The 23,398-nt window shown below is 73.3% G+C and carries 23 protein-coding genes; 11 read left to right on the forward strand and 12 right to left on the reverse strand.

The genetic code is table 11. The annotated features are described in order from the left end of the window. Positions 1-22 precede the first annotated feature (22 nt). A complete protein-coding gene (gene hutH / locus AC1Q5D_RS11705; protein WP_481738611.1) occupies positions 23-1,573 on the forward strand; it encodes a histidine ammonia-lyase in 1,551 nt (516 codons plus the stop codon). A gap of 5 nt (positions 1,574-1,578) precedes the next feature. Here hutH and AC1Q5D_RS11710 read toward each other — a convergent pair whose 3' ends face one another. Next, entirely contained in the window at positions 1,579-2,583 is a 1,005-nt protein-coding gene (locus tag AC1Q5D_RS11710; RefSeq protein ID WP_481738610.1) for an IS481 family transposase, read from the reverse strand. Positions 2,584-2,812: 229 nt separating this feature from the next. Then, entirely contained in the window at positions 2,813-3,838 is a 1,026-nt protein-coding gene (gene hutG, locus AC1Q5D_RS11715) for a formimidoylglutamase (protein WP_481738609.1), read from the reverse strand. A gap of 343 nt (positions 3,839-4,181) precedes the next feature. Here hutG and AC1Q5D_RS11720 point away from each other — a divergent pair, with 343 nt between their 5' ends. From AC1Q5D_RS11720 to AC1Q5D_RS11750, 7 genes are all read left to right on the forward strand, one after another. Continuing rightward, positions 4,182-5,846, forward strand: a complete 1,665-nt coding sequence (locus AC1Q5D_RS11720; protein WP_481738608.1) for an ABC transporter substrate-binding protein — start codon at positions 4,182-4,184, stop codon at positions 5,844-5,846. Next, positions 5,843-6,832: an ABC transporter permease gene (locus AC1Q5D_RS11725; protein WP_481738607.1), complete on the forward strand. Its 990-nt coding sequence runs from the start codon at positions 5,843-5,845 to the stop codon at positions 6,830-6,832. The genes AC1Q5D_RS11720 and AC1Q5D_RS11725 overlap by 4 nt, the downstream gene beginning before the upstream one ends. A 41-nt stretch (positions 6,833-6,873) precedes the next feature. Next, a complete protein-coding gene (locus tag AC1Q5D_RS11730) occupies positions 6,874-7,752 on the forward strand; it encodes an ABC transporter permease (RefSeq protein WP_481738695.1) in 879 nt (292 codons plus the stop codon). Continuing rightward, positions 7,749-9,428, forward strand: coding sequence for a dipeptide ABC transporter ATP-binding protein (locus AC1Q5D_RS11735; RefSeq protein WP_481738606.1), 1,680 nt, complete (start codon positions 7,749-7,751; stop codon positions 9,426-9,428). The genes AC1Q5D_RS11730 and AC1Q5D_RS11735 overlap by 4 nt, the downstream gene beginning before the upstream one ends. After that, entirely contained in the window at positions 9,425-10,663 is a 1,239-nt protein-coding gene (locus AC1Q5D_RS11740) for an acyl-CoA dehydrogenase family protein (RefSeq protein ID WP_481738605.1), read from the forward strand. Before AC1Q5D_RS11735 ends, AC1Q5D_RS11740 begins: the two co-directional genes overlap by 4 nt. Beyond that, positions 10,660-12,051 (forward strand): NtaA/DmoA family FMN-dependent monooxygenase, encoded by a 1,392-nt coding sequence (locus AC1Q5D_RS11745; RefSeq protein ID WP_481738604.1) that lies wholly within the window; start codon positions 10,660-10,662, stop codon positions 12,049-12,051. The genes AC1Q5D_RS11740 and AC1Q5D_RS11745 overlap by 4 nt, the downstream gene beginning before the upstream one ends. A 116-nt stretch (positions 12,052-12,167) precedes the next feature. After that, positions 12,168-12,728 carry a DJ-1/PfpI/YhbO family deglycase/protease gene (locus AC1Q5D_RS11750; RefSeq protein ID WP_481738603.1) on the forward strand — a complete coding sequence of 187 codons (561 nt, stop codon included), beginning with the start codon at positions 12,168-12,170 and terminating at the stop codon, positions 12,726-12,728. 15 nt (positions 12,729-12,743) lie between these two features. Here AC1Q5D_RS11750 and AC1Q5D_RS11755 read toward each other — a convergent pair whose 3' ends face one another. After that, entirely contained in the window at positions 12,744-13,382 is a 639-nt protein-coding gene (locus AC1Q5D_RS11755; protein WP_481738602.1) for an HD domain-containing protein, read from the reverse strand. 92 nt (positions 13,383-13,474) lie between these two features. On the opposite strand from AC1Q5D_RS11755, the gene AC1Q5D_RS11760 reads away from it, so the two are divergent. Continuing rightward, a complete protein-coding gene (locus AC1Q5D_RS11760; RefSeq protein ID WP_481738601.1) occupies positions 13,475-14,533 on the forward strand; it encodes a GlxA family transcriptional regulator in 1,059 nt (352 codons plus the stop codon). Here the strand turns inward: AC1Q5D_RS11760 and AC1Q5D_RS11765 are convergent. Continuing rightward, positions 14,473-14,769, reverse strand: a complete 297-nt coding sequence (locus AC1Q5D_RS11765) for a DUF503 domain-containing protein (RefSeq protein WP_481738600.1) — start codon at positions 14,767-14,769, stop codon at positions 14,473-14,475. The genes AC1Q5D_RS11760 and AC1Q5D_RS11765 overlap by 61 nt on opposite strands. Positions 14,770-14,849: 80 nt before the next feature. On the opposite strand from AC1Q5D_RS11765, the gene AC1Q5D_RS11770 reads away from it, so the two are divergent. Then, positions 14,850-15,695 (forward strand): HpcH/HpaI aldolase/citrate lyase family protein, encoded by an 846-nt coding sequence (locus tag AC1Q5D_RS11770; RefSeq protein ID WP_481738599.1) that lies wholly within the window; start codon positions 14,850-14,852, stop codon positions 15,693-15,695. Positions 15,696-15,822: 127 nt separating this feature from the next. On the opposite strand, the gene AC1Q5D_RS11775 is transcribed toward AC1Q5D_RS11770, so the two are convergent. The 3 genes from AC1Q5D_RS11775 to rraA form a co-directional block, all read right to left on the reverse strand. After that, on the reverse strand, positions 15,823-16,473 hold the full coding sequence (locus AC1Q5D_RS11775) for an SDR family oxidoreductase (RefSeq protein WP_481738598.1): 651 nt from the start codon (positions 16,471-16,473) through the stop codon (positions 15,823-15,825). 90 nt (positions 16,474-16,563) lie between these two features. Continuing rightward, positions 16,564-16,821 carry a GlsB/YeaQ/YmgE family stress response membrane protein gene (locus AC1Q5D_RS11780; RefSeq protein ID WP_481738597.1) on the reverse strand — a complete coding sequence of 86 codons (258 nt, stop codon included), beginning with the start codon at positions 16,819-16,821 and terminating at the stop codon, positions 16,564-16,566. Positions 16,822-16,881: 60 nt separating this feature from the next. Continuing rightward, complete coding sequence (rraA, locus tag AC1Q5D_RS11785; RefSeq protein WP_481738596.1) at positions 16,882-17,358, reverse strand: ribonuclease E activity regulator RraA; 477 nt, start codon at positions 17,356-17,358, stop codon at positions 16,882-16,884. 147 nt (positions 17,359-17,505) lie between these two features. Here rraA and AC1Q5D_RS11790 point away from each other — a divergent pair, with 147 nt between their 5' ends. Then, positions 17,506-18,120 carry a class I SAM-dependent methyltransferase gene (locus AC1Q5D_RS11790; RefSeq protein ID WP_481738595.1) on the forward strand — a complete coding sequence of 205 codons (615 nt, stop codon included), beginning with the start codon at positions 17,506-17,508 and terminating at the stop codon, positions 18,118-18,120. Positions 18,121-18,127: 7 nt separating this feature from the next. On the opposite strand, the gene AC1Q5D_RS11795 is transcribed toward AC1Q5D_RS11790, so the two are convergent. Genes AC1Q5D_RS11795 through AC1Q5D_RS11815 form a run of 5 tightly spaced genes read right to left on the reverse strand, consistent with a single transcriptional unit; the run spans position 18,128 to position 23,267 of the window. Continuing rightward, complete coding sequence (locus AC1Q5D_RS11795; RefSeq protein WP_481738594.1) at positions 18,128-19,060, reverse strand: ribokinase; 933 nt, start codon at positions 19,058-19,060, stop codon at positions 18,128-18,130. A gap of 14 nt (positions 19,061-19,074) precedes the next feature. Then, complete coding sequence (locus tag AC1Q5D_RS11800; RefSeq protein WP_481738593.1) at positions 19,075-19,935, reverse strand: fumarylacetoacetate hydrolase family protein; 861 nt, start codon at positions 19,933-19,935, stop codon at positions 19,075-19,077. Between the two features lie 46 nt (positions 19,936-19,981). After that, positions 19,982-21,313: an HNH endonuclease signature motif containing protein gene (locus tag AC1Q5D_RS11805; RefSeq protein WP_481738592.1), complete on the reverse strand. Its 1,332-nt coding sequence runs from the start codon at positions 21,311-21,313 to the stop codon at positions 19,982-19,984. Positions 21,314-21,355: 42 nt separating this feature from the next. Further along, on the reverse strand, positions 21,356-22,705 hold the full coding sequence (locus tag AC1Q5D_RS11810) for an IS256 family transposase (RefSeq protein WP_481738591.1): 1,350 nt from the start codon (positions 22,703-22,705) through the stop codon (positions 21,356-21,358). A gap of 22 nt (positions 22,706-22,727) precedes the next feature. Continuing rightward, complete coding sequence (locus AC1Q5D_RS11815) at positions 22,728-23,267, reverse strand: hypothetical protein (RefSeq protein ID WP_481738590.1); 540 nt, start codon at positions 23,265-23,267, stop codon at positions 22,728-22,730. Between the last annotated feature and the right edge of the window lie 131 nt (positions 23,268-23,398).

Here is a 23,398-nt window from a genome sequence, read left to right on the forward strand (position 1 = left end):
CACCAACCCCGAAAGGCATCCCATGACCGCCACCACCGCCACCGGGACCGTCGTCCTCGGGCAGTCCGGCACGACGGCCGAGGACGTCGTCGCCGTCGCCCGCCACGGCGCCCACGTGACCCTCGACCCCGCCGCCCGCGAGCACGTCGCCCGCGTCCGCGCGGCCGTCGACGAGATGGCCGCCTCCGACACCCCCGTCTACGGCGTCTCCACCGGGTTCGGCGCGCTCGCCACCCGCCACATCCCGCAGGAGCAGCGCACCCAGCTGCAGAAGTCCCTCATCCGCTCGCACGCGGCCGGCATGGGGCCGGCCGTCGAGCGCGAGGTCGTGCGCGCCCTGATGTTCCTGCGCGCCAAGACCCTGGCCACCGGCCGCACGGGCGTGCGCCCCGTCGTCCTCGAGACCATGATCGCCCTGCTCAACGCCGGCATCACCCCCGTCGTCCGCGAGTTCGGCTCCCTCGGCTGCTCCGGCGACCTCGCGCCCCTGTCCCACTGCGCGCTCGTGCTCATGGGCGAGGGCGAGGCCACCGGCCCCGACGGCGTCGAGCGGCCGACGGCGGAGCTCCTCGCCGAGGCCGGCATCGAGCCGGTGACCCTCGTGGAGAAGGAGGGCCTGGCGCTGGTCAACGGCACCGAGGGCATGCTCGGCATGCTGCTCATGGCCTTGGCCGACCTGCGCGACCTCGCCGACGTCGCCGACGTCACCGGCGCCATGTCCGTCGAGGCCCTGCTCGGCACGGACCAGGTCTTCCGGCCGGAGCTCCACGAGCCGCTGCGCCCGCACCCGGGCCAGGCCACCAGCGCCGCCCGCATGCTCGGCGCCCTGGACGGCTCCCCGGTCGTGGCGTCGCACCGCGAGGGCGACACCCGCGTCCAGGACGCGTACTCGCTGCGCTGCTCCCCGCAGGTCACCGGCGCGCTGCGCGACACGATCGACCACGCCGCCACCGTCGCCACCCGCGAGCTCGCCGCCGCGATCGACAACCCCGTGGTCCTGCCGGACGGGCGCATCAGCTCCAACGGCAACTTCCACGGCGCCCCCGTCGCCTACGTGCTGGACTTCCTGGCCATCGCCGCCGCGGACACCGGCTCCCTGGCCGAGCGGCGCACCGACCGGATGCTCGACCCGGCCCGCTCGCACGGGCTGCCGGCGTTCCTCGCCGACGACCCGGGCGTCGACTCCGGCCTGATGATCGCCCAATACACGCAGGCCGGCCTGGTCTCCGACATGAAGCGCCTGGCCGTGCCCGCCAGCGTCGATTCCATCCCGAGCTCGGCCATGCAGGAGGACCACGTGTCCATGGGCTGGCACGCCGCCCGCAAGCTGCGCCAGGCCGTGCTGAACCTGCGCCGCATCCTCGCCGTCGAGCTCGTCGCCGCGGCGCGCGCCCTCGACATGCGCGCCCCGCTGGAGCCCGGGCGGGTCTCCGCCGCGGTGCTCGGGGTCCTGCGCGAGCGCGTGCCCGGCCCCGGGACGGACCGCTTCCTCTCCCCGGAGCTGCGCGATGCCGAGGAGCTGCTCGCCGAGGGCGCGATCCAGCGCGCCGCCGAGGCCGCGATGGCCCGCTAGCTGTACTACCCCGCGAGGTTGGTGACGCCGGCGGGGGTTCGGCTGACCGGAGGCCGGCCTCCGAGTGCGGTGTGAGGTCGAGTGTAGTTGTAGCGGTCTAGGAAGCCTTGGAGGGCTGCGACGCGTTCGGCGTTGCTGGTCCAGGCCTGTTGGCGGGCCCACTCGCGGGCGAGGGTGCGTTGGTAGCGCTCGACCTTGCCGTTGGTCTGCGGGCGGTAGGGGCGGGTCCACTTGTGCCGGGTGCGGGATTTGGCCAGGGCGGTGTTGAACAGCCAGGAGCGGTAGCAGGATCCGTTGTCGGTCAGGACCCTGCGGATGCGCTTGATGCCGTGGTTGCGGAAGAACTTCACCGCCCGTTCCCAGAACGCGGCGGCGGTGGCGCCCTTCTCGTCGGGCAGTTCCTCGGTGTAGGCCAGTCGGGAGTGGTCATCCACCGCCGAATGCAGGTAGACGTACCCGGCGCGGGCCCCGGCGTTCTTGGCCCGGCTGGTGGACTTGTGCTGGGCCGAGCCCCGGCCGTGGATGGCCCAGCCGCCGCCGTCGGGGATGCGCCCGATCTTCTTGATGTCGACGTGGACCATGTCCCCGGGCCGGTCCCACTCGTAGCGGCGGACCGGTTCGCGCAGGTCCTCCCCGTCCACGTCGATGTCGCGCAGCCGCGCGATCCCGTGCCGGTCCAGGATCCGGTGGATCGTCGAGGCGGGCACGTGCAGGCCCTCCTCGGCGAGCTTGCCCACCAGCTGCACGGGCCCGACCTTGTGTTTCCGGCGCAGCTGGCACACCCGTGCCTCGAGGTCGGGGGCGGTCTGGTTCGGTCTGGACCCGGGCCGGGAGGACCGGTCCTGCAGCCCGGCCTCGCCCTCGTCCTGCCAGCGCGCGTACCAGCGCCCCAGCGTCTGGCGGGCGATGCCCGCCTCGGAGGCCACATGGCAGATCGGCCGGCCCGCGTCGACGCGCTCGCACAGGCGACGACGGCCTTCCGGAGTAAGCGGGGCGTTACGGTGGGACACGAGAGCCTTTCCTTCCGTTGGTGTTGCCTCTACATCCACCGACTCAGGAAAGGCTCTCGTCGTTCAACCACCCACGCCGCGCGTCACCAACGTTCCTAGGCAGTACAGCTAGCGCCCGGCAGTCCGGCCGCCGCCCCGTCCACGCGGGGCGGCGCCCGGCGCCCCGCCGCCGCGAACGGCAACGGCCGCCGCACCCCCCAGGGGGCGGCGGCCGTTGCCGTGGTGCGGGCTACGCGCCGGACGCGCGGTGTTCGGCGACCACGGTGTGGATCAGCCGGGCCGCGGCCCGTGCCGTGCGGGCATCGACGTCGAGGGACGGGTTCAGCTCCACGACGTCGGCCAGGGCCAGCTTGCCGGAGGCGGTGGCCTGGCGGACGACGTCGTGCACCACCTCGAACGGCACGCCGTACCCGGCCGGTGCGCTGACGCCCGGCGCCACGGCGGCCGGCAGCACGTCCAGGTCCACGGTCAGGTAGAGCACGTCGACCGAGTCGATGAAGCCCCGCACGAAGTCCCTGACCCGCTCGAGCTGGAGCAGGCCCGCCTCGTCGTCGCGCAGGTGGCGCACGCCCAGCCGCTCGGCGGTGTCGAAGAGGACGCGCGTGTTGTTGGCCGGGCTGATCCCGACGACGGCGTAGTCGAACCCGCGCCCGGCGGCCTCCTCGTCCCGGGCGATCTGCAGGAAGGGGGTGCCGGAGCTGGCGACCTCCTCGTCGCGCAGGTCGAAGTGCGCGTCCAGGTTCAGGATGCCCAGCCGCGGGGCGGCGCCGCCGCGGGCGCGCAGCAGCGCGGAGCCGGCGAGGCCGAGGTAGGAGGCGTAGGCGGTCTCGTGGCCGCCACCGAGGACGACGGCGAGGGCGCCGCCATCGAGCACCTCCGCGACCCGCTCGCCGAGGCGCGCCTGCCCCGCCTCCAGTTCCCTGCCGGACACGGTGGTGTCGCCGGCGTCCAGCAGGGGGCCTGCCGCGTCCGGGAACGCCAGCGGGGCCAGGGCGGAGCGCAGGGCGTCGGGGCCGGCGGCCGCGCCGGTGCGGCCCCGGTTGCGGCGGACGCCCTCGTCGGAGGCGAAGCCGAGCAGGACCGCGGGCCGGGCGCCGGTGTCCGCCGCCGGGGAGTCCGCGGCGGGGCCCCAGGGCCGGACTGCGGTGTGCCAGCGCAGGTGCTCGGGGCCGGGACCGTCGTCGCGGCCGGACCAGGCGGCGGACAGCGCGCCGGGGGTCCCGGGGCGCGGGGAATCGAGGGACTGTTCCGTCATGGTCCCAGCACACCGCGCATCGGCCGCGCGATCCAGCCGGGTGCGGCCGGTACTGTCCGGGATTCCGGACGCGGACGGGGACGGTGATGGCGAACGGTGCGGGACGCGGTGCGTCATGTGACGGCGCATGACTGCATCGCGCACGTCATCGACTGCGGTACAGGCGTCATGTGACGGCGCGCAACGGAAGTCTGCGGCGCATGAAGCCGGTGCTGGCCGGGCCGTTCCGGCCGCCGATACAACGGATGGGACAGCCGACCGGCCCCCGCCGGCGGACGCGCAATCCAGGAGAAGCACCGTGAAAAACCGCCAGCCGGCGTACCCCAGACCACCATTGAGCCCCGTGAGCGGCAGCCGACGGCGCGGTGCCGCGACCGCGGCAGCCGCTCTCGCCGCCGTCCTGGCGCTCACCGCCTGCTCCGACAGCGCAGAAGCGGGGAGCGGTGCCCCTGCGGGCGAGCCGGTCCGCGGCGGGACCCTGGTCTACGCAACGGGCGACAACGAGCCCCCCTGCCTCGACCCCATCGTCACCGGCAACGTGCCCCAGGCGCTGGTGTCCACGCAGTACCTGGAACCGCTGTTCTTCCAGAACCAGCAGGGCGGGATCGAACCGTGGCTCGCCGAGTCGTGGGAGTGGTCCGCGGACCGGCTGTCCCTGGACGTCACCGTCCGCGACGACGTCCACTTCACCGACGGCCAGCAACTCAACGCGGAGACCATTACCGCGAACGTCGAGTACATCAACGACCCCGACACGCTCTCCAGCACCGCGCGTCTGGCGATCGAGAAGATCGAGTCCGTCGAGATCGTCGACGAGTTCACCGCCCGGATCCACCTCTCGGCGCCCGACAACGCGCTGCTGGAGCACTTCGCCCAGGTGTGGGTTCCCATCCAGTCGCAGAAGGCCCTCGCCCGCGGAGCCGAAGAGAACTGCCTGTCGCCCGTGGGAACGGGTCCCTTCACCGTCGCGGGATGGGAGAAGCAGCGACAGATCACCCTGGTCCGCAACGACGAATACCACACGCCCGCCCCGACGGCCGGCCACACCGGCCCCGCGTACCTTGACCGGATCGTGTGGCGGTTCCTGCCGGACCACGCCGCCCGGTTCGCGGCGCTGCAGTCCGGGGAGGTCGACGTCATCGACGTGATCCAGCCCCAGGACGCCGTCGCGGCCAACTCCGACCCGGCGTTGGACACCCTGATCGGCTCCCGTCCGGGGCACGTCGTCAACCTCGCGCTCAACACCAGGCGGGCCCCCTTCGACGATGTCCGGGTCCGCGAGGCGTTCGTCCGCGCCGTGGACATCGACGCGGCCCTCAAGAGCATCTTCCTCGGCACCGTCGAGCGCTCGAACTCGATGCTGAGCAGCATCACCCAGTACAACCTGCAGGAGCCGGAGGTCTTCGCGACGGACCCCACGGAGGCGAACCGCCTGCTGGACCAGGCCGGCTGGACGGGGCGCGACGAAGCGGGCTACCGGACGAAGGACGGGAGGCGGCTCAGCGCGACCGTGCTCCAATCGGACGCGGTCCTGGTGCCGGTCCCCGTCCTGGAGCAGTTCCAGGCCACGCTCAAGGAGATCGGCTTCGAGCTCCTGATCAGTCAGGAGGAGCCGAGCACGTTCACGGAGAAGCGCAACGCCTGGCAGTACGACGCGGTGCCGCTGTACTACACGAAGAATTCGCCGGCCGTCCTGAACCTGACCCACGACTCCTCGCAGAGCGAGTCCCTGATCAAGGGCGGCTACCACTCCAACGCCAACGGACTCGACGGACCGGTCGCCCGCAGGATCGATGCGGCCCTCCGCCGCGCCGCGGCCACGGGCGACACCGCCGAACGCGGCCGCCTCTACACCGAAGCGCAGCACCTCATCGACTCGCAGTACGTCAACCTGCCCATCTTCGACCAACAGACCCGGCTCGGGTTCCGCTCCGACGTCGAAGGAGTCCGGCTCCTCTCCCCGCTCGGCATGCCCACCTTCTACGACACCTGGTTGGATCGCCCATGACCACGACACCAGCACCCGCTCCGACCGTCCCCGCCACGGACCCGTCCATCCGCCGGTTCCTCGCCCCCGTGGCCCGCCGGCTGGCCGGTTCCGGCTTCGTCGTCTGGGCCGTCGCGACCCTCGCGTTCTTCGCCCTGCGACTGGTCCCCGGAGATCCCGTGGACGCCCTCCTGGGTGGCCCCGGAAGCAACGCCACCGAGGAAATGCGCGAACAGGCCCGCGCCGAGAACGGCCTCGACCGCCCCCTCGGCGTGCAATACCTCGCCTACCTCGGCCGGCTCGTGCAGGGAGACCTCGGCACCTCGTACCAGCTGCGGCAGCCGGTGGCCACCGTCCTCGCCGAGCAGTTGGGCAATACGCTCCTGCTCGCCGTCCTGGCCCTGGCCGCCGCCTGGGGCATCGCCCTGGCCCTCGCCCTGTGGGCCGCCCGCGGCGGCAGGACGGCCGCCGCCGTCGGCAACCTGCTCGAGATCGTGTCCGCGGCCGTGCCCCACTTCTGGCTCGGCACGCTGGCGATCCTGTTGTTCAGCGTCTCGCTCCAGTGGCTGCCGGCCACGAGCGGGGCGCCCGGGGCCGCGAGCCTGGTCCTGCCCGTCCTGACGCTCGCCGTCCCGCTGGGAGGGTTCCTCGGCCAAGTCATGCGCAGCTCCATGCGGGACGCCATGGACTCGCCGTTTGCCCTCTCCGCCCGTGCACGGGGCGAGTCGGAGAGCGGAGTCAGCCTTCGGCACGCCGTCCGTCACGCCGCCCTGCCAGCCATCGGGCTGTCCGGGTGGGCGGTCGGTTCACTCATCAGCGGCGCCGTCGTTGTCGAAACCGTCTTCGCGCGGCCCGGGATCGGCAGGACGCTGCTCCAGGCGGTCGTCGTCCGCGACGTGCCGGTCGTCCTCGGCGTCGTCGTGCTTGTCGCCGTCATCTACGTGGTCGTCACCCTGCTCAGCGACATCGCTGACCGCCTCGCCGACCCGCGGCTGGTGGACGCATGAGCGCCGCGCCCCCGCCAACCCAGACCACCCCGGAGGCCACCATGACCCAGACCCTCGCCCCCCAATCGGCGGCCGAAGCGCCGACCCGGCAGCCCGCCGCCCGCCGGCCGTCCATGCGCCGCGTCAGGGCATCCGTCGCCATCCCCGCCGCCGCGCTCGCCCTGCTCGTCGTTGCCGCCGTCGCCCCCGGCGTCTTCGCGCCGGGCGACCCGCTCGCCATGGAACCGGCCCGGGCGTTCGCGCCCCCGTCGTGGGCCCACTGGTTCGGCACCGACGAATCGGGCCGCGACGTGTTCACCCGCGTCGTCCACGGGGCGCGCGACTCCCTGGTGATCGGCCTGCTCGCCACGGCCATCGGCCTGGGCGTCGCCGTCGTCCTCGGCGGGATCGCCGGCCTCGGGACCCGGGCGGTCGACTTCGGCGTCTCACGCTTCCTCGAGGTCCTGTTCGCTTTCCCCGGGCTCCTCCTGGCCCTGCTCGTCATCACCATCCTCGGCCCCGGGGTCGTCACCACGACCCTGGCGGTGGGACTCTCTACGGCCCCCGGCTACGCGCGGCTGATCAGGACCCAGGTCCTGTCCGTGCGCCGGTCCGGGTACGTGGAGGCCTCCGTCGTGCAGGGCCGGTCCCGGTGGTTCATCATCCGCCGCCATGTCCTCCCCAACGTCGCAGCCCCGCTGTTCGTCCTGGCCACCTTGGGCATCGGGCAGGCCATCGTGTGGGCGTCGGCGTTGAGCTTCCTCGGCCTCGGGACCACCCCGCCGGCCCCTGAATGGGGATCCATGCTCGCGGCCGGGCGCACCTACCTCGGCATCGCCTGGTGGCTCACGTTCTTCCCGGGCCTGCTGATCGTCGTCAGTGCGGCCGCCACTACCGTCCTCGGACACGCCATCCAGCACACCCTCAAGGAGCAGCCATGACCACCGCCCAAGCACCCGCCGTGCGGGTGAGGAACCTGCGCGTGGCCTTCGGCACGGGTTCCACCGCCGTCCCCACCGTGCATGGGGTGGACTTCGAGATCGAGCCCGGCCGCTGCCTGGCCCTCGTCGGCGAGTCCGGGTCGGGGAAGTCCGTCACCGCCCGGTCGCTGATCGGACTCACCGGCCCGGGAGCGCGCGTCGAAGCCGACGCGCTCGAACTGGCCGGGCGGGACCAGCGGGCCAACTCCGAGCGCGATTGGCGGCGCGTCCGCGGCGAGCAGGTCGGCTATGTCCTGCAGGACGCGCTCGTGTCCCTCGATCCGCTCCGGAGGATCGGCCGCGAGATCGACGACGCCCTGCGCTTGCACACGCGCCGGCCGGCGGCCGAGCGGCGCGAGGGTGTCTTGGGCCTGCTGGCCGACGTCGGGATCCCTGAGCCCGAGCAGCGCATCAACCAGCTCTCCGGCGAGCTTTCCGGCGGCCTGCGCCAGCGGGCCCTCATCGCCTCGGCGATCGCCCTGGACCCGCCGCTGCTCGTGGCCGACGAGCCGACGACGGCGCTGGACGCCACCGTCCAGCAGCAGATCCTCGAACTGATCGGCGGGTTCAAGGAGCGGGGGACTGCGGTCCTGCTCATCAGCCACGACCTGGCCGTGGTCGCCCAGATGGCCGACGACATCGCCGTCATGCGGCAGGGCCGGATCGTCGAGGCGGGGCCGGCGGCGGAGGTCCTCTCCAACCCGTCGCACGAGTACACGCGCCGGCTCCTCCGCGCGGTCCCCACGGACCGGCCGCGCGGCACCCGGCTGTCCGACGGCCAGGTGTCCCTTTCCGAGCGCCAGCACGCCCTGGTCGCGCGGCGCCGCGAAACGGCGGGCCCGGCGGCCGACGGGCCGGTCCTCGTCGGCAACGGGCTGCGGAAGACGTTCCGCAACCCCGACGGCACCCGGCGAACCGCGGTCTCCGACGTGTCCTTCGCGCTCTCCCGCGGCACGACCCTCGGCATTGTGGGGGAGTCCGGTTCCGGCAAGAGCACCGTCGCCCGCATGGCCCTCGGCCTCGCCACGCCCGACGCCGGCCAGGTCCGCTTCCTCGGACGCGACTGGAGCGGGCTCGCCGAAAAGGACCGGCGCCCGGACCGCCACCGGATTGCCGCCGTCTACCAGGACCCGCTCGGGTCGTTCGACCCCCAGTGGAGCGTCGGCGCGATCCTGGAGGACGCGCTTCTGGACACGGGGCGCCTCTCGCGCCGCGACCGGCGTTCCGAGGTCGGCCAGCTGCTGGAGGCGGTCGGCCTCGTGCCCGCCATCGCGGACCGGAACCCGCAGCGACTGTCGGGGGGCCAGCGCCAACGCGTGGCCATCGCCAGGGCGCTCGCCTCCGGCCCGGACGTCATCGTCTGCGACGAGCCGGTGTCCGCCCTGGACGTTTCCGTCCAGGCCCAGGTCCTCGACCTGCTCGACGAGCTCCAGCGCGAGTTCGGACTCAGCTACCTCTTCATCTCGCACGACCTCGGCGTCGTCCGGCACGTCAGCGACGAGATCCTCGTGATGCAGTCCGGACGGGTCGTCGAAGCCGGCCGGGCCGAGGAAGTCTTCGCGCATCCCGCTGAGGACTACACGAGGGAACTGCTGGCGGCCGCCCCGCGGCTAGCGGTGCCAGGAGCCGCACGGTGACGGCCGCCGCCGTCGTCCCCGCCCAGGCGGGACCGGGGGAGCGCCTGCGGGCGCTCCGCGCCCAGTTCGCCCCGACGCTGGAGGGGATCGCCGCGGGCGCCCCGGCCCGGGAGGCCGCCGGAACGCCCGACCACGGCGCGGTACGGCGCCTGGCCGACGCAGGACTGACCGCGATCCGCCTGCCCGAGGAGGACGGCGGGTCCGGGGCCAGCCTCGAGGAGACGCTGCTCCTGCTGGCCGACCTCGGGGAGGCCGACCCGAACCTCGTCCAGGCCCTGCGCTCGCACTTCGCCACCGTCGAAGGGCTTGTCTCCTCGCCGGATCCCGAATACCGGGCCCTGTGGCTCCCCCGCGTCGCGGCGGGCGAACTGTTCGGCAACGCCACCACCGAGAAGGGAAACCAGCAGGGCCGCAACGCGACCGTCCTGGAACGGCGCGACGGGGAACTCGTCCTGAACGGGACGAAGTACTACAGCACGGGAAGCCTCTACGCCGACTGGATCAGCGTCCACGCCGACCTGCCCGGGGGCGGCAGCGTCCGCGCCGTGGTCCACCGGGACGACGACGGCGTACAGCTCCTCGACGACTGGGACGGATTCGGGCAGCGACTGACGGCCTCCGGGACGAGCAGGTTCACGGACGTCGCCGTCGACCCCGCCCACGTCACCCCGTACCGGGGGGCGGTGCGCGGAACGGTCACGGCGTACGTCCAAGCCGTCCTCCTCGCCGCACTGGTCGGCATCGCCCGGGCCAGCCTTCGTGATGCGACGGCCTTCGTCCGTGGCCGGGAACGCGCCTTCTCACACGGCGTCGGGGACGTTCCCGCCCGGGATCCGCTGGTCCAGGAGGTGGTCGGGCGCATCAGCAGCACCGTCTTCGCCGTGGAGGCGGCCTTCGGGCGCATCGCCCGGGCCATCGACGAGGCGGCCCGGGCGCACGCCGTCGGGGGCTTCGGCGACGGGGCGGTCGAGGAACTGGACACGCTGGTCGCCGAGGCGCAGCTGTTCATCGCGGAGGCCACCCTCGACGTCGCCAACCGGCTCTTCGAGGTCGGCGGGGCCTCCGCCACCTCCGAGTCGCTCCGTCTGGACCGGCACTGGCGCAACGCGCGCGTCCTGGCCCAGCACAACCCCCTCGCCTACCGGGCGCGGGCCGTCGGCCAGCAGCGCCTGACCGGCGACCACCACACGACCCCCGTCTACGTCGGGGCCAGCGGAAAGGACCCTCGCCCATGAGCCGCCCCCTGCACTTCAACGCGTTCCTCATGAACACGGCCAGCCACATCCACCACGGCCAGTGGCGCCACCCCGACGCCCGGCAGGACGAGTTCAACAGGCTCGGCCTCTGGACGGAGCTGGCCCGCACGCTCGAGGACGGGCTGTTCGACGCCATGTTCTTCGCCGACGTCACCGGCCTCTACGGGCCGGCCGGCGGCGACTACGCGGCGAACGCGGCCGAGGGCCTGCAGATCCCGTCGAACGACCCGGCCATCCTGCTCGGCGCGCTCGCCGCGACGACGCGCCGCATCGGGCTCGCCTACACGTCCAACGTCATGCAGAACCACCCGTTCAACTTCGCGCGGCAGGCCTCCACGCTGGACCACCTCTCGAACGGCCGCGTCGCGTGGAACATCGTCACCTCGACCCAGGAGAACGCGGCCCGCAACTTCGGGCTCGACGCCCTCGTGGAGCATGACGCCCGCTACGACTGGGCCGACGAGTACCTCGACGTCGTCTACAAGCTGTGGGAGGGGTCCTGGGACGAGGACGCGGTGCTCGTGGACCGGGCCGGCGGGCGGTTCTCCGACCCGTCCCGGATCCACAAGATCCACCACGCCGGCCCGCGGTACCGCGTCGAGGGCCCGCACCTGCCCGCGCCGTCGCCCCAGCGCACGCCCCTGCTCTTCCAGGCCGGCGGGTCCGACCGGGGGATCCGGTTCGCCGCCCGGCACGCGGAGGCCGTGTTCATCGGCCCGCCCACGCCCCAGGTGGCGCACCGGCACACGGAGCGCACGCGGGAGCTCGCCGTGGCCAACGGCCGCGCCGCCGGGGACGTGAAGTTCTTCCAGGGGCTCACGTTCATCGTCGGGTCCACCCACGCGGAGGTCGACCGGCGCCGCGCGGAGCACGAGGCCTACGCCTCCGCCGTCGGCTACCTCACCCACGCCTCGATTGGCACGCTGCCCGACGGGACCCAGCTGCCGCCGGAGACCGAACTGCGCGCGATCGAGAACAACGGCGGGCGCGGGTTCGTGGACTGGCTGCGCGCGGCCCACCCGGACCGCGAGCCGACGCTGGCCGACCTCGCCCGCGAGCGCACCCGCCGCGGCATCGTCGCGGGGACCCCGGACGGGATCGCGGACCGGCTCGAGGAGTGGCGCGCGGCCGGCGTCGACGGCATCAACGTCATGAACTGGCGGCTGCCGGACACGTACACGGAGTTCGTCGAGCGCATCGCGCCCACGCTGCGCCGCCGCGGCCTCGCCCAGTCCGAGTACGGGGACGGGACGCTGCGCGGGCGGCTCTTCGGCCGCGACCGGCTCCCGGACACGCACCCGGCCGCCGCCTACCGCGGCGCGTTCGGGGAGCCCCGGCGGCGCGACGCGGCCGCCGGCGCGCGCTAGGGGGACGACGGCGGCGCGCCCCGCCGTCGTCCCCTCCCGGAAGGGTTGGGCCGTCCGCGCGTCGCGTGGCATGGTGGCCGCGTCAACCCGGACCACCGACCGAAGGGAGTTGCGCCATGGCCGACCTGACCGGACGCAAGGTGCTCGCCGTCGTCTCCAACCGCGGCGTCGAGCAGGACGAGTTGAAGGTCCCGATGGAGCGGCTCCGGGCGGCGGGGGCCTCGGTGGTCGTCGCCGCGCCCGAGCCGGGGACCATCAAGACGCTGCTCCACGACTGGGACCCCGGCGAGGAGATCCAGGTCGACAAGGCCCTGCCGGACGTCTCGGACGGGGACTACGACCTGCTGCTGGTTCCCGGCGGGACGCTCAACGCGGACAAGCTGCGCCTGGACCCGGACGCGACCGGCATCGTGCGGTCCTTCGCCCAGTCCGGGCGCCCGATCGCCGCGATCTGCCACGGGCCGTGGGTCCTCATCGAGGCCGAGCACGTGCGGGACAAGACCATGACCTCCTACATCTCCGTCAAGACCGACGCCATGAACGCCGGCGCCAACTGGACGGACGAGGCCGTGGTGCGCGGGACCGAGCACGGCTGGACGCTGATCACCTCCCGCAACCCGCGCGACCTCGACCCGTTCTGCGCCGCGATCGAGGAGGAGCTGGCCGCGATGGCCTAGCCCGGCTCCCCGCAGCTACTCCGCCCAGGCGTTGCCCTTGATGACCTCCACGAAGTCGCCGCGCTGGAAGCCGGGCACGAAGTGCTCGAGGACGTCGGCCTTGACGTTGCCGAACGTCGTCTCGGGGCGGTCCTTGATGCCGTCGGTGAAGGCGGCCAGGATCCTGTTCTTGAAGTCCGGGCGGGGGTGCGCCTCGACGACGGCCCGCCGCTCCTCGTCGGAGACGGCGTCGTAGCCGAGGCCCAGGACGTCCAGCTCCACGCCGCGTGTCACGAGCGCGACCTCGGGCTCCATGTGCAGCGGGATCTCCGGGGTCGTGTGCAGGGCGATCGCATTCCAGACCCGGCCGGCCGCCTCGCCCGTGACGCCGTGGGACCCGAGGAACCGGCGGGCCTCGTCCGCGCCGTCGATCTCGAAGCGCTGGTCCGTCCGGCGGAACCGCTCGGTGAGCCCGAGGTCGTGGAACATGGCCCCGACGTAGAGGAGCTCGGGATCGAACTCCAGGCCCTGCTCGCGCCCGCGCAGCGCACCGAAGACGAACACGCGGCGGGAGTGGTCGAAGATCAGCGGCGACGCCGCGTCGCGCACCAGCTCGGTCGCCTCGCGCGCCAGGGCGCTGTCGGGGATGGTCACGCCGGCAATGGTCTCGGCCATGGGGGGGTCCTTTCGTCGTGGGGGCTGCCCGCCGGGGACGCCGGAAGGGGGCAGCGTCCCTCCATCCTCGCCCCGTCGGCTACGGTGGCGCCATGTCTTTCCGGACCGCCCAGCCACAGATCCAGACACCCCACCGCGTGGCCCTGGTGGTCTTCGACGGCGTGACCATGCTGGACGTCAGCGGCCCCGGCGAGGTCCTGCACCAGGCCGGCGCGGACGGCCACCCGTACTCCACGGTCCTCGTCTCGCCCCGAGGGGGAACCGTCACGGTGTCCTCGGGGATGGCGCTGGCCGGGACGGTGACCGCCGCCGAGGCCGGCCCCGTCGACACCGTCGTCGTCGCCGGCGCCCCGAGGCTGGCCGATGCGGACTTCGCGGACGGGCTGCTGCCCCTGGTGGAGTCGCTCGCGGCGGGCGCGGCCAGGGTCGCCTCCGTCTGCACCGGCGCCTTCGCGCTCGCCGAGCTCGGGCTGCTCGACGGGCGGCGGGCGACCACGCACTGGCGCCACGCCCGGGCCCTGGCCCGCCTGCACCCGCGCGTCCGGGTCGATCCGGACGTGATCCAGGTCAGCGACGGGCGCTACGTGACCTCGGCGGGCATCACCGCCGGCATCGACCTCGCCCTGGCCCTCGTGGAGGAGGACTACGGCCCGGACGCCGCCCGGCGCGTCGCCCGCGAACTCGTGGTCTACCTGCAGCGTCCGGGTGGCCAGTCCCAGTACTCCGGATCCCTGGCGGGACGGCCCGCCGCCGGCAGCCTCCTGCGCCCGGCCACCGACGCGGTCCTGGCCGACCCCGCGGGGGACCACGGCTTGGCCGGGATGGCCGCCGCGGCCGCCGTCAGCCCGCGGCACCTGACCCGGCTGTTCCAGGCCGAACTGGGCACGACGCCGGGCCGGTGGGTCGAACGCGTGCGCCTCGACGTGGCGCAGCGGCTCATCCTCGACGGCCAGGGCGTCACGGCCGTCGCGCGGCGCAGCGGCTTCGGCAGCGACGAGTCCCTCCGCCGCGCCTTCGCCCGCCACCTCGGCAGCACGCCGACGGACTACCGCCGGAGGTTCGCGACGACGGCGGCCCCGCCGTCGTCCCCCTACTCGTCGTCGGGCGTCAGCAGCCGCCGGCGCGCCGAGAGCAGGTCGACGCCGGGGTAGTAGGCGACCAGCCGCTCGGCCGCGTCCAGGACGTCGACGGCGTGGGCGCGGTCCGCGGAGACCAGCCCCACGGCCAGTCCCGCCCGCCGGTGCAGGTCGTGGTGCCCGGTCTCGGCGACGGAGACGTCGAACCGCTTGCGCAGCTCCGCGAGCACCGGCCGGACGACCGCGCGCTTCTCCTTGAGGGAGTGCACGTCGCCGAGCAGCAGGTCGAACTCGATCCACCCGAACCACATCCCCCCAGCATGGCGGGCGCCATCCGCCGGGCCAACCCCTGCGGTGGAACGCCGCTCGCCGCACTCGATAGGCTTATGGCATGGTCCTTCGTAACCGGCGCGCGGCCGCCCTTCCCGCCAAACTCTCCCGCTCGTGGCTCCTCGTGAACGCGCTGCACAAGGACCAGTACCCGGCGGCCCTGGCGTCCGAGGCCGACTCGGTCATCTTCGACATGGAGGCCGCCGTCCCGGACGAGCAGAAGGAGACGGCCCGGGACTACGTCGTCGAGGCCCTCAACTCCGGCATGACGGCCTGGGTGCGCGTCAACGGGATCGAGACCGAGTACTGGGCCGATGACCTGGCCGCCCTGTCCAAGACCAAGGGCCTGCGCGGCGTCATGCTGGCCATGACGGAGAAGCCCGAGCAGGTCACGCACACCGCCATGCGCCTGCAGGCCGGCACGCCGGTGCTGGCGCTGATCGAATCCGCGCTGGGGATCGAGAACGCCACCGCCATCGCCTCGGCCCCCGGCACCTTCCGCCTGGCCTTCGGGACCAACGACTTCCGCAAGGACACCGGTGTCTCGGAGGAACCGATGGCGCTCGCGTACGCGCGCGGCAAGCTCGTCGTCGCCTCCCGCGTCGGGCAGCTGCCCGGCCCCATCGACGGGCCGGCCGGCGCCACGGCGCAGGGACCGGAGGTCCTGGCCAGCTGCGAGACCACCCAGTCGATGGGCATGACCGGCAAGCTCTGCCTCAACGTCTCCCAGGTCGAGGACGTCAACCGCGGCCTGTCGCCGAGCGAGGACGAGCTCAAGTGGGCGCACGAGCTGCTGGACGCCCACGCCTCCGGCGCCGCCGTGGGCGACGGGTCCTACCTGCCGCGCCTCGCCCGCGCCAAGAAGATCGCGGACCTCGCGGACTCGTACGGCCTCTGGAACGCCTGACCCGCGGGCAGCGAATCCGCCAGCGCGAGGCGCCCCGTCCGGGACGAGAGAACCCGCCGCGGCCGAGACACCCCGATACTCCGGGGCTTCTCGACCGCGGCGGGTCTTTTCGTGGCTGGCGACCTGCCTACGCGCGGATCCACTCCTCGATCGGCTGGCCGCCGTCGCGGAAGTTCAGCGTCTTGCCGATCGACTCCGGGGCGTCGAGGGCCGCGACGATCGCCTGAGCGACGTTGTCGCGCGACGTGTCGCTCGGCTCGCCGCGCCCGCCGGTCACCGGCTCCACGCGGCCGGTCGGCTCGTCGAGAGTGAGCTTGCCCGGCCCGAGGACGGTCCAGTCCAGGGATGAGCCGCGCAGCGCGTTGTCGGCGGCGATCTTGGCGTCCATGTAGGGGCGGAACGGGTCGTCCTCCGGGACCAGGTGCTTCTCGTCGGCGGTCGCGAAGGAGACCATGACGTAGCGCTTCACGCCGGCGCGCTCGGCGGCCTCCATCGAGCGGATCGCGGCGTCGCGGTCGACGGCGAAGGTCCGCTGCGGGTTGCCGCCGCCGGCGCCGGCGGACCAGACGACCGCGTCGTGCCCGCTCAGGGCCTCCGCCAGCATCTCGACGTCCGCCGTCTCGACGTCGAGGACGAGCGGGGTCGCTCCCGCGGCCTCCACGTCCGCGGCGTGGTCCGGGTTGCGGACGATGGCGTCCACCCGGTGGCCTCGGTCCGTCAGTAGGCGGGACGCGCGCAGGGCCACCTTGCCGTGGCCTCCGATGATGGCGATGTCCATGGTGCTTCCTCTCGGGGTCGGGGTTTATGGGCTGGGTTCCGCGGGCGGCCGTCCGCGTCCCGGCAGGGGGCCGCGCGCCGCCGTCGTCGCCTACCGGGTGCGGCGGCGGCTGGCGATCGCCTCCGCCGTGCCGACCAGCAGCACGGCGGCGATCACCGCGACGACGAAGCCGAGCACGTTCAGCTCGAAGATCCCGCCGGTGCCCAGCAGGTTCGCGACCAGCCCACCGATCACTGAGCCGGCCAGGCCGAGCAGCAGCGTCGCGAGCAGGCCGAGGTTCTGCCGGCCGGGCTTGATGAGGCGGGCGAGGGCGCCGATGACGAGGCCGGCGACGATGAATCCAATCATGGGTGTCTCCTGATGTGGGTGTCGGGCGGGGACGACGGCGGCGCCGCCGCGACCGGACGCCTAGCCGGTGACGAGGATTCCGTCTTCGTCGCTCCAGAGGGTGGCGCCGGGGCGGAAGACCACGCCCCCGAAATCGACCGGGACGTCGACCTCGCCCGCCGAGTCCTTGGCGGACTTGCGGGGGTTCGAGCCGAGCGCCTTGACGCCCAGGTCCAGACCGGCGAGGGCCACCCGGTCGCGGACGGCGCCGTTGATGACGACGCCGGCCCACCCGTTGGCGACGCCGGCCGCGGCGATCAGGTCCCCCATCAGGGCCGACTCGAGCGAGCCGCCGCCGTCGACCACCAGCACCGCGCCCCCTCCCGGCGAGTTCAGGAGGGACTTCACGAGCCCGTTGTCGCGGTGGCAGCGCACGGTGCGCACCGGCCCGGTGAAGCGGGCACGGCCGCCGAGGTTCGCCAACTGGAGCGACACCGACTGCAGGGACTCGTCGGCGTCGAACAGGTCGCAGGTCGTGAACGTGGTCGTCTCGGTCATGGTCCCCACCCTAGCGGCGGGGCAACACGCGACCAGAGGCGCGGGTCACACGGGGGTGGCCGCCGGTGGCCACCGACGCCCGCCATGGCGGCGCCCCGGCATTGCCGCGCGTGCGGCGCGCGGCCACACTGGGACGCGGAGGTGCCCATGGGCCTGTACGCCGACCACGTCCTTCCCCGGCTGATCCACCGGGCTTGCCGGCTGCCCGTGTTCGCGCCGTGGCGCGAGAGCCTCTGCCGCGGCCTGTCAGGCCGTGTCTTGGAGATCGGCTTCGGCTCCGGGACGAACCTGCCGTTCTACCCGGACGCCGTCCGCGAGGTCCTGGCCGTCGAGCCGAACGCCGTCGCGCGGGGCATCGCGAGCCGCCACGGCGGGCGGCCGGCGGTCGAGTACGCGGGGCCGGACGCCCAGTCGCTGGCCCTGCCCGACGCGTCCGTGGACCACGCCGTGAGCTCGTTCGCCCTCTGCACCATCCCCGACGCGGCGGCCGCCCTGGCGGAACTGCGTCGCGTCGTCGCCCCAGGCGGCACGCTGCGCTTCCTCGAGCACGGGCTGGCCCCGGAGCCGCGCGTGCGGAGGTGGCAACGCCGGCTCGAACCGCTGCAGCGGCGCCTGGCCGGAGGCTGTCACCTGACCCGCGAACCCCTGGTCCTGGCCGTGGCCGGCGGGTGGGAAGTCGTCGACGCCACGCAGGAGTACCTCGGCGAGGGACCCAAGTTCGAGGGGTACCTGACCCTCGCCGTCGTCCGCCGTCCCCGATGATGCGTGGCTACGGCCCCGCGAGAAGTGCGGCGACCTCGTCCGCGGTGGGGTAGGCGCCCTGCGTGCCGCGCCGCGTCGTGGACAGCGCCGCGGCCGCGGAGGCGAACCGCGCGGCGACGCGGAGGCCATCGCCCGCGGCCAGCCGAGCCGCGAGGCCGCCCAGGAACGCGTCGCCGGCCCCCGTCGTGTCGAGAGCCCGGACGGGGACCGGCGGCACGGGAGCGGCTCCGCCGCCGTCGGCCTCCAGGACGACCGCGCCCGCGGCACCCAGCGTCACGACAGCCCGCCGCGCGCCGCGCTCGGCGAACCCGGCCTGGACCGCCGCCCAGTCGTCGCCGGGGGAGTGGGGCACCGCGGTGCCGCCGAGGAACGCCGCGGCCTCGGTCCGGTTGACGAGCAGGACGTCCACGAGGTCGACCAGCCCGGGCGGCAGCGGCGCGAAGGGCGACGGGTTCAGGACGATGGCCGCCCCCGCGTCCCGGCCGGCCCGGGCGGCGGCCTCCACGACGTCGAGAGCCACCTCGAGGCACAGGCAGACGGCGGCGGCCCCGTCGAACGCGTCGGCCGCGGCGGCGACGTCGGCCGGGGCGAGCGCCGCGTTCGCGCCCGGGGTGACCACGATCGTGTTCTCGCCCGAGGCGTCGACGGTGATGACCGCGACGCCGGTCGGTTCGCCGGGCACGCGCCGCACGCGCGCAACGTCGACGCCGGCGTCCGCGGTGGAGCCCCGCAGCAGCGCCCCGTGCGGGTCGTCGCCGACCGCACCGACCAGCGCCACGGTGGCACCCAGCCGCGCCGCCGCGACGGCCTGGTTGGCCCCCTTGCCGCCGGGCGAGACCGCGAAGCCGCTCCCGCGCACCGTCTCGCCCGCCGCCGGGAACCGCTCGCAGGAGACGGCGAGGTCGGCGTTGAGGGAGCCGACGACGACGATCCGGCCCACGAAACGCGCCCCCGTCAGGCGCCGGTGGGCGCCGTGAACTCGTTGCGCTGGACGCCGAGGCCCTCGATCTCGGTCTCCAGCACGTCGCCGGGCCGCAGCCACGGGTGCCGGCCCTCCTCGTTGCGCCGGCCCAGGGCCACACCCGCGGGGGTCCCCGTGAGGATGAGGTCGCCGGGGCGCAGGGTGACCATCGTGGACAGGTAGGAGACGAGGGCGGCGGGCGGGAAGACGAGGTCGTTCGTGGAGTCCGACTGCACCGTCTCGCCGTTGACGCGGGTGGCGATGCGGGCGCCGTCGGCGAACTCGTCCGGCGTCACCAGGTACGGGCCGACGGGCGTCGCGGCCTCCCAGCACTTGCCCTGCGTCCACTCCGGGGTCCGGCCCTGCCAGCCGCGCATCGACACGTCGTTGGAGACGGCGAAGCCCGCGATGGCCTGGTCCGCGCGCTCCTCGGGGATGCGGCGGCCGCCGTCGCCGACGACGATCGCCAGCTCGCCCTCCCAGTCGATCCGGTGCTCCTCGGCCGGGATCTCAATGGCGTCGTTGGCGCCGCACAGGGAGTCCGCGAACTTCGTGAACACCGTCGGGTACTTCGGCACCTCGTTCCCGGTCTCGAGGATGTGGTTGCGGTAGTTCAGGCCGATGCAGAAGACCTTCGACGGGTTCACGACCAGGGGCGCGAAGTCGGCCTCTTCGACGGGGATGCCCGTCGAGCCGGACGCGGACGCGACCGCCGCGTCGCGGGCCCGCTTCTCCAGGGCGAGGAACGCGCCGACGTCGGCCACACCGGACAGCTCGGTGGCGGTCGCGCCGTCGACGAGCGCGGCGAAGGTCTCTCCGGGGGCGCCCGGGCGGCGCAGGGTCGCGAGTCTCATGGGGACATCCCACCACAAGGGACTCGCGGCGCGTGGAGTGTTGCGCTCAAGCGTCCGCAGGTGGTGCCCCTTCCTCTGGCGTTGAGGTGTCGGTGTGGAAGTAGGTGTTGAGCAGGGGCGTTCGGGTGGGGTCGATGTAGGCGGGTGGGATCCAATGGGGGCGGCCTTTGATCATGCGGATCTGCCAGTCTCCTTCCTCGGCGAGGTGGTGGTGCCAGGGACAGCAGAGGCAGCCGCGCTGGACGTCGGTCTCGCCGCCGCCGGACCAGGGATCGAGGTGGTGGGCCTCGGTCATGCTGGCCGGGACCATACAGCCGGGGGCGGTGCAGCCGCGGTCGCGGGCATAGAGCATGCGCTGTTGCTTCTCGGTGAAGAGGCGTTGGCTGCGGCCGACGTTGAGCAGTTCCCCGGCCCCGCCGAGGACGACGGGGATGATCCCGGCGTTGCACGCGAGCCGGCGGATGGTGCGGGGGTTGACCGGACCTTGGTACATGGATTCGGACTGGCCGGTGGTGCCGGGGGCCAGCTCCCCGCGCAGCGTGTTGTAGTCGATGGTGACCATCACCTGCGGGCGCATGCCGCCGGTGTCGGGCACGGCGCCGGTGGCCAGGCTTTGCCGCACGGCGTGGATCAGCGCGTCCAGGCGCACCTGGGCCTTCGTCGGTCCGGACCCCGGAACGGTTCCACCCCCGGGCAGGGCGCCGGGCGGGTCCGCGCCGAACAGCGCGGAGGTGTCGGGCGAGGCGCCCGGCGGACTGCCGCCAAACCACGCGGGGGTCTCCGGCGCGGCGCCGGGCGGGCTGTCGCCGAACAGCGCGGACGTGCCGGGGCGGGCTGCCTGCGCACTGGCCGCCGGTGCCTCCGCGTCGGAAGCGCCGGTCTCGGGGCCGGCCCCGGATGCGGTTCCGACCGGGAACCCACCGGCGAGCGGCTCTTCGTCGTCAACGTCGCGGCCGGGCACATCATCGCCGTCCTCGGTGCCGTCGGGGGCGTTGTCCGCGGGGCCTGGGGCTGGTCCGCCGGGGGCCGGAGTGTGCGGGGTGCCGTTGGCCCAGTCGGACTTGGGGTTCGTGGCCGCGTTGACGAGGGTCTGCAGGGCCTCGTGCTGGGGCTCGTCGACGACGAGCAGGTACTCGTGTAGTCCGAACTTGCGTCCCTTGTAGGTCAGGCCCTGCATCACGTGGCGGACCCCGTCGGTGGGCTCGGGCCCGTCCTGGTCCAGCAGGGTGTGCCAGCGCTCGACGCAGGTCCGCACCGTGTCCCGGTCCCCGGCCACGGCGAGCCCGGTCAGTTGCTCCTCCATGGTCTCCAGGACCGCTGCCCCTTCCGGGCGCTGCCGGGCCACGGGAGCGGCCTTCTCCAGGCCGTCGGCGACCATCAATCGCCGGGCCTGTCAAGACTTTTGTGTAAGGGCTGGGGTTCATAGGTAGGGCTCGATTCGCTCTGGATAGGCGAGTGCGAGCTGGCCGAGTGCCTGCTTCCAGTTCGTCGTGACTTGTCCTTCGACGAGCCGGCAGTCGGTCTTGTTGGATCCTCCTCCTTGGGGTGTACCGTGCTTCTCCCGTTCGCGTGCCCGTTTGTCCTCGATGTTGCAGATCGCCAGCCACAGGAGCTTGACGGCCGCCTCGTCGCTGGGGAAGTGCCCGCGGTTCTTGATCACCTTGCGCAGCTGGTAGTTCAGGGACTCGATCGAGTTCGTCGTATAGAGCACGCGGCGAAGCATCGGGGGAAAGGCCAGGAACGGGACGAAGCGCTCCCAGTTCCGCTCGAAGACGGCGATGGTGTTCGGGTTGGACTTTCCCAGTGGCGAGGCGGCGAAATCCTCAAGCGCGGCTCGGGCTGCCGTTTCGTTGGCCGCTTGGTACACCGGCTTCAGGGCGGCAACCACGGGCTTGCGCTTGTCGTAGGCCACGAACCTGGTTGAGGCCCGGATGAGGTGGACGACGCAGGTCTGGATCATCGTGTTCGGCCACGTCGCCTCCACGGCCTCGGGCAGGCCCACGAGGCCGTCGCAGCAGACGAAGAGCACGTCCTTGACCCCGCGGTTGGCCAGTTCGGCGCAGACCCCGGCCCAGAACTTCGCGCCTTCGCTGGCCTGGACCCAGATGCCCAGGACGTGTTTGATGCCCTCCATGTCCACGCCCACCGCGATGTGCGCGGACCGGTTGGCCACGTGCGCGCCGCTACGGATCTTCACCACCAGGGCGTCCAGGTACACCACCGGGTAGAAGGCCTCCAGCGGCCGCTGCTGCCAGGCCATGACCTCCTCGAGGATCTCGTCGGTGATCTTCGAGATCGTCTCCCGCGACAAATCGGTGCCGATCGTCGTGGCGAGGTGGTGCTGGATGTCCCGGACGGTCATGCCGCCGGCATAGAGCGAGATGATGATCTCGTCCAGTCCACCGAGCCGACGCTGGCCCTTGGGCACCAGGCGGGGGCTGAAGGTCCCCTCCCGGTCCCGGGGCACGTCCAGGTCCACTGGTCCCGCCTCGGTGGCCAGGCGCTTCGCCGACGTCCCGTTACGCGAGTTGCGGAAGTTCGCAGCATCCGCGGCTCCCTTCTCGTAGCCGAGGTGCTCATCCAGCTCCACCTTGAGCCCGCGCTCCAGCGCCGCCTTCACCAGTGCCGGCAGCAAGCCGCCTTCACCCGTCAATCTCGCCTCGCCCGAATCAATCCGATCGAACAGGGCGTCCAAGGCCCCGGAAGCCTCCAACTCGCTTGCCAGGTCCGCCGTCGAGCGCCGTTGCGCCTCGTCCTCGGTCATGGTCATGATCGTTCTCCTTCCGAGTCGATCAGTCACCACTTACACAGAAGATCTGACACCCTCTCATCGCCCCGGCCAGCCCGACGCGTCCGGTGGCGAACGCGTCGGCCAGCCGTTCGTGCAGCGGCGGCAGGACCTCGCCGGTGAGCGTGGTGCGCGGCAGCAGCCGGGCCCCGGCCGCCAGCCGGCGGCGGGCCTCTGCCGCGCCGAGGTGCAGCTCGCGGCGCATGTAGTCCGCCGTGTCCTTGTACCGGGAGCGGCCGGCCGGGTTGCCCGGAGGCCGGCCCACGTCGGTCACCCTCGCCCGGTCCGCGGCCCCGGCCGCGGCCACCCGCAACCGGTCGAGCCCGTTCCCGGTCCGCTCGACCACGCCCAGCACCGCCGCCGCCTCCTCCGGGCCCAGATCCACGCCCGCAACCGCCTCCGACAGGCCGAGCAGCACCGCCCCCAGCTGCCCGATCCGCTCGATCAGCGCGGGCGCGGACAGGCCAGGGACGCCGGCGACGCCGCCGTCGTCCGGCCCCAACCCGCCAGCGTCCTGGCGCCGTTCCGCATCCAAGGGAGGCATGCCCCCAGCATCCCCCGCCAGCCCCGCCCCCGGGCCCGAACGCACCCGATGGTGGACGCCCACCCCAACAAACGCGCCTGTGGAGGGCCGGACGCGGAGCCGGACCAGCGCGCCCTGAACTCGGCGGCATG

The sequence above is a fragment of the Arthrobacter paludis genome (genome assembly GCF_056782315.1).

Coding starts and splice junctions, on each gene's coding strand:
- hutH (WP_481738611.1), top strand. CDS start 23: ATGACCGCCACCACCGCCACCGGGACCGTCGTCCTCGGGCAGTCCGGC.
- hutG (WP_481738609.1), bottom strand. CDS start 3,838: ATGACGGAACAGTCCCTCGATTCCCCGCGCCCCGGGACCCCCGGCGCG.
- AC1Q5D_RS11725 (WP_481738607.1), top strand. CDS start 5,843: ATGACCACGACACCAGCACCCGCTCCGACCGTCCCCGCCACGGACCCG.
- AC1Q5D_RS11730 (WP_481738695.1), top strand. CDS start 6,874: ATGACCCAGACCCTCGCCCCCCAATCGGCGGCCGAAGCGCCGACCCGG.
- AC1Q5D_RS11735 (WP_481738606.1), top strand. CDS start 7,749: ATGACCACCGCCCAAGCACCCGCCGTGCGGGTGAGGAACCTGCGCGTG.
- AC1Q5D_RS11745 (WP_481738604.1), top strand. CDS start 10,660: ATGAGCCGCCCCCTGCACTTCAACGCGTTCCTCATGAACACGGCCAGC.
- AC1Q5D_RS11750 (WP_481738603.1), top strand. CDS start 12,168: ATGGCCGACCTGACCGGACGCAAGGTGCTCGCCGTCGTCTCCAACCGC.
- AC1Q5D_RS11755 (WP_481738602.1), bottom strand. CDS start 13,382: ATGGCCGAGACCATTGCCGGCGTGACCATCCCCGACAGCGCCCTGGCG.
- AC1Q5D_RS11760 (WP_481738601.1), top strand. CDS start 13,475: ATGTCTTTCCGGACCGCCCAGCCACAGATCCAGACACCCCACCGCGTG.
- AC1Q5D_RS11765 (WP_481738600.1), bottom strand. CDS start 14,769: ATGTGGTTCGGGTGGATCGAGTTCGACCTGCTGCTCGGCGACGTGCAC.
- AC1Q5D_RS11770 (WP_481738599.1), top strand. CDS start 14,850: ATGGTCCTTCGTAACCGGCGCGCGGCCGCCCTTCCCGCCAAACTCTCC.
- AC1Q5D_RS11775 (WP_481738598.1), bottom strand. CDS start 16,473: ATGGACATCGCCATCATCGGAGGCCACGGCAAGGTGGCCCTGCGCGCG.
- AC1Q5D_RS11780 (WP_481738597.1), bottom strand. CDS start 16,821: ATGATTGGATTCATCGTCGCCGGCCTCGTCATCGGCGCCCTCGCCCGC.
- rraA (WP_481738596.1), bottom strand. CDS start 17,358: ATGACCGAGACGACCACGTTCACGACCTGCGACCTGTTCGACGCCGAC.
- AC1Q5D_RS11790 (WP_481738595.1), top strand. CDS start 17,506: ATGGGCCTGTACGCCGACCACGTCCTTCCCCGGCTGATCCACCGGGCT.
- AC1Q5D_RS11800 (WP_481738593.1), bottom strand. CDS start 19,935: ATGAGACTCGCGACCCTGCGCCGCCCGGGCGCCCCCGGAGAGACCTTC.
- AC1Q5D_RS11805 (WP_481738592.1), bottom strand. CDS start 21,313: ATGGTCGCCGACGGCCTGGAGAAGGCCGCTCCCGTGGCCCGGCAGCGC.
- AC1Q5D_RS11810 (WP_481738591.1), bottom strand. CDS start 22,705: ATGACCATGACCGAGGACGAGGCGCAACGGCGCTCGACGGCGGACCTG.
- AC1Q5D_RS11815 (WP_481738590.1), bottom strand. CDS start 23,267: ATGCCTCCCTTGGATGCGGAACGGCGCCAGGACGCTGGCGGGTTGGGG.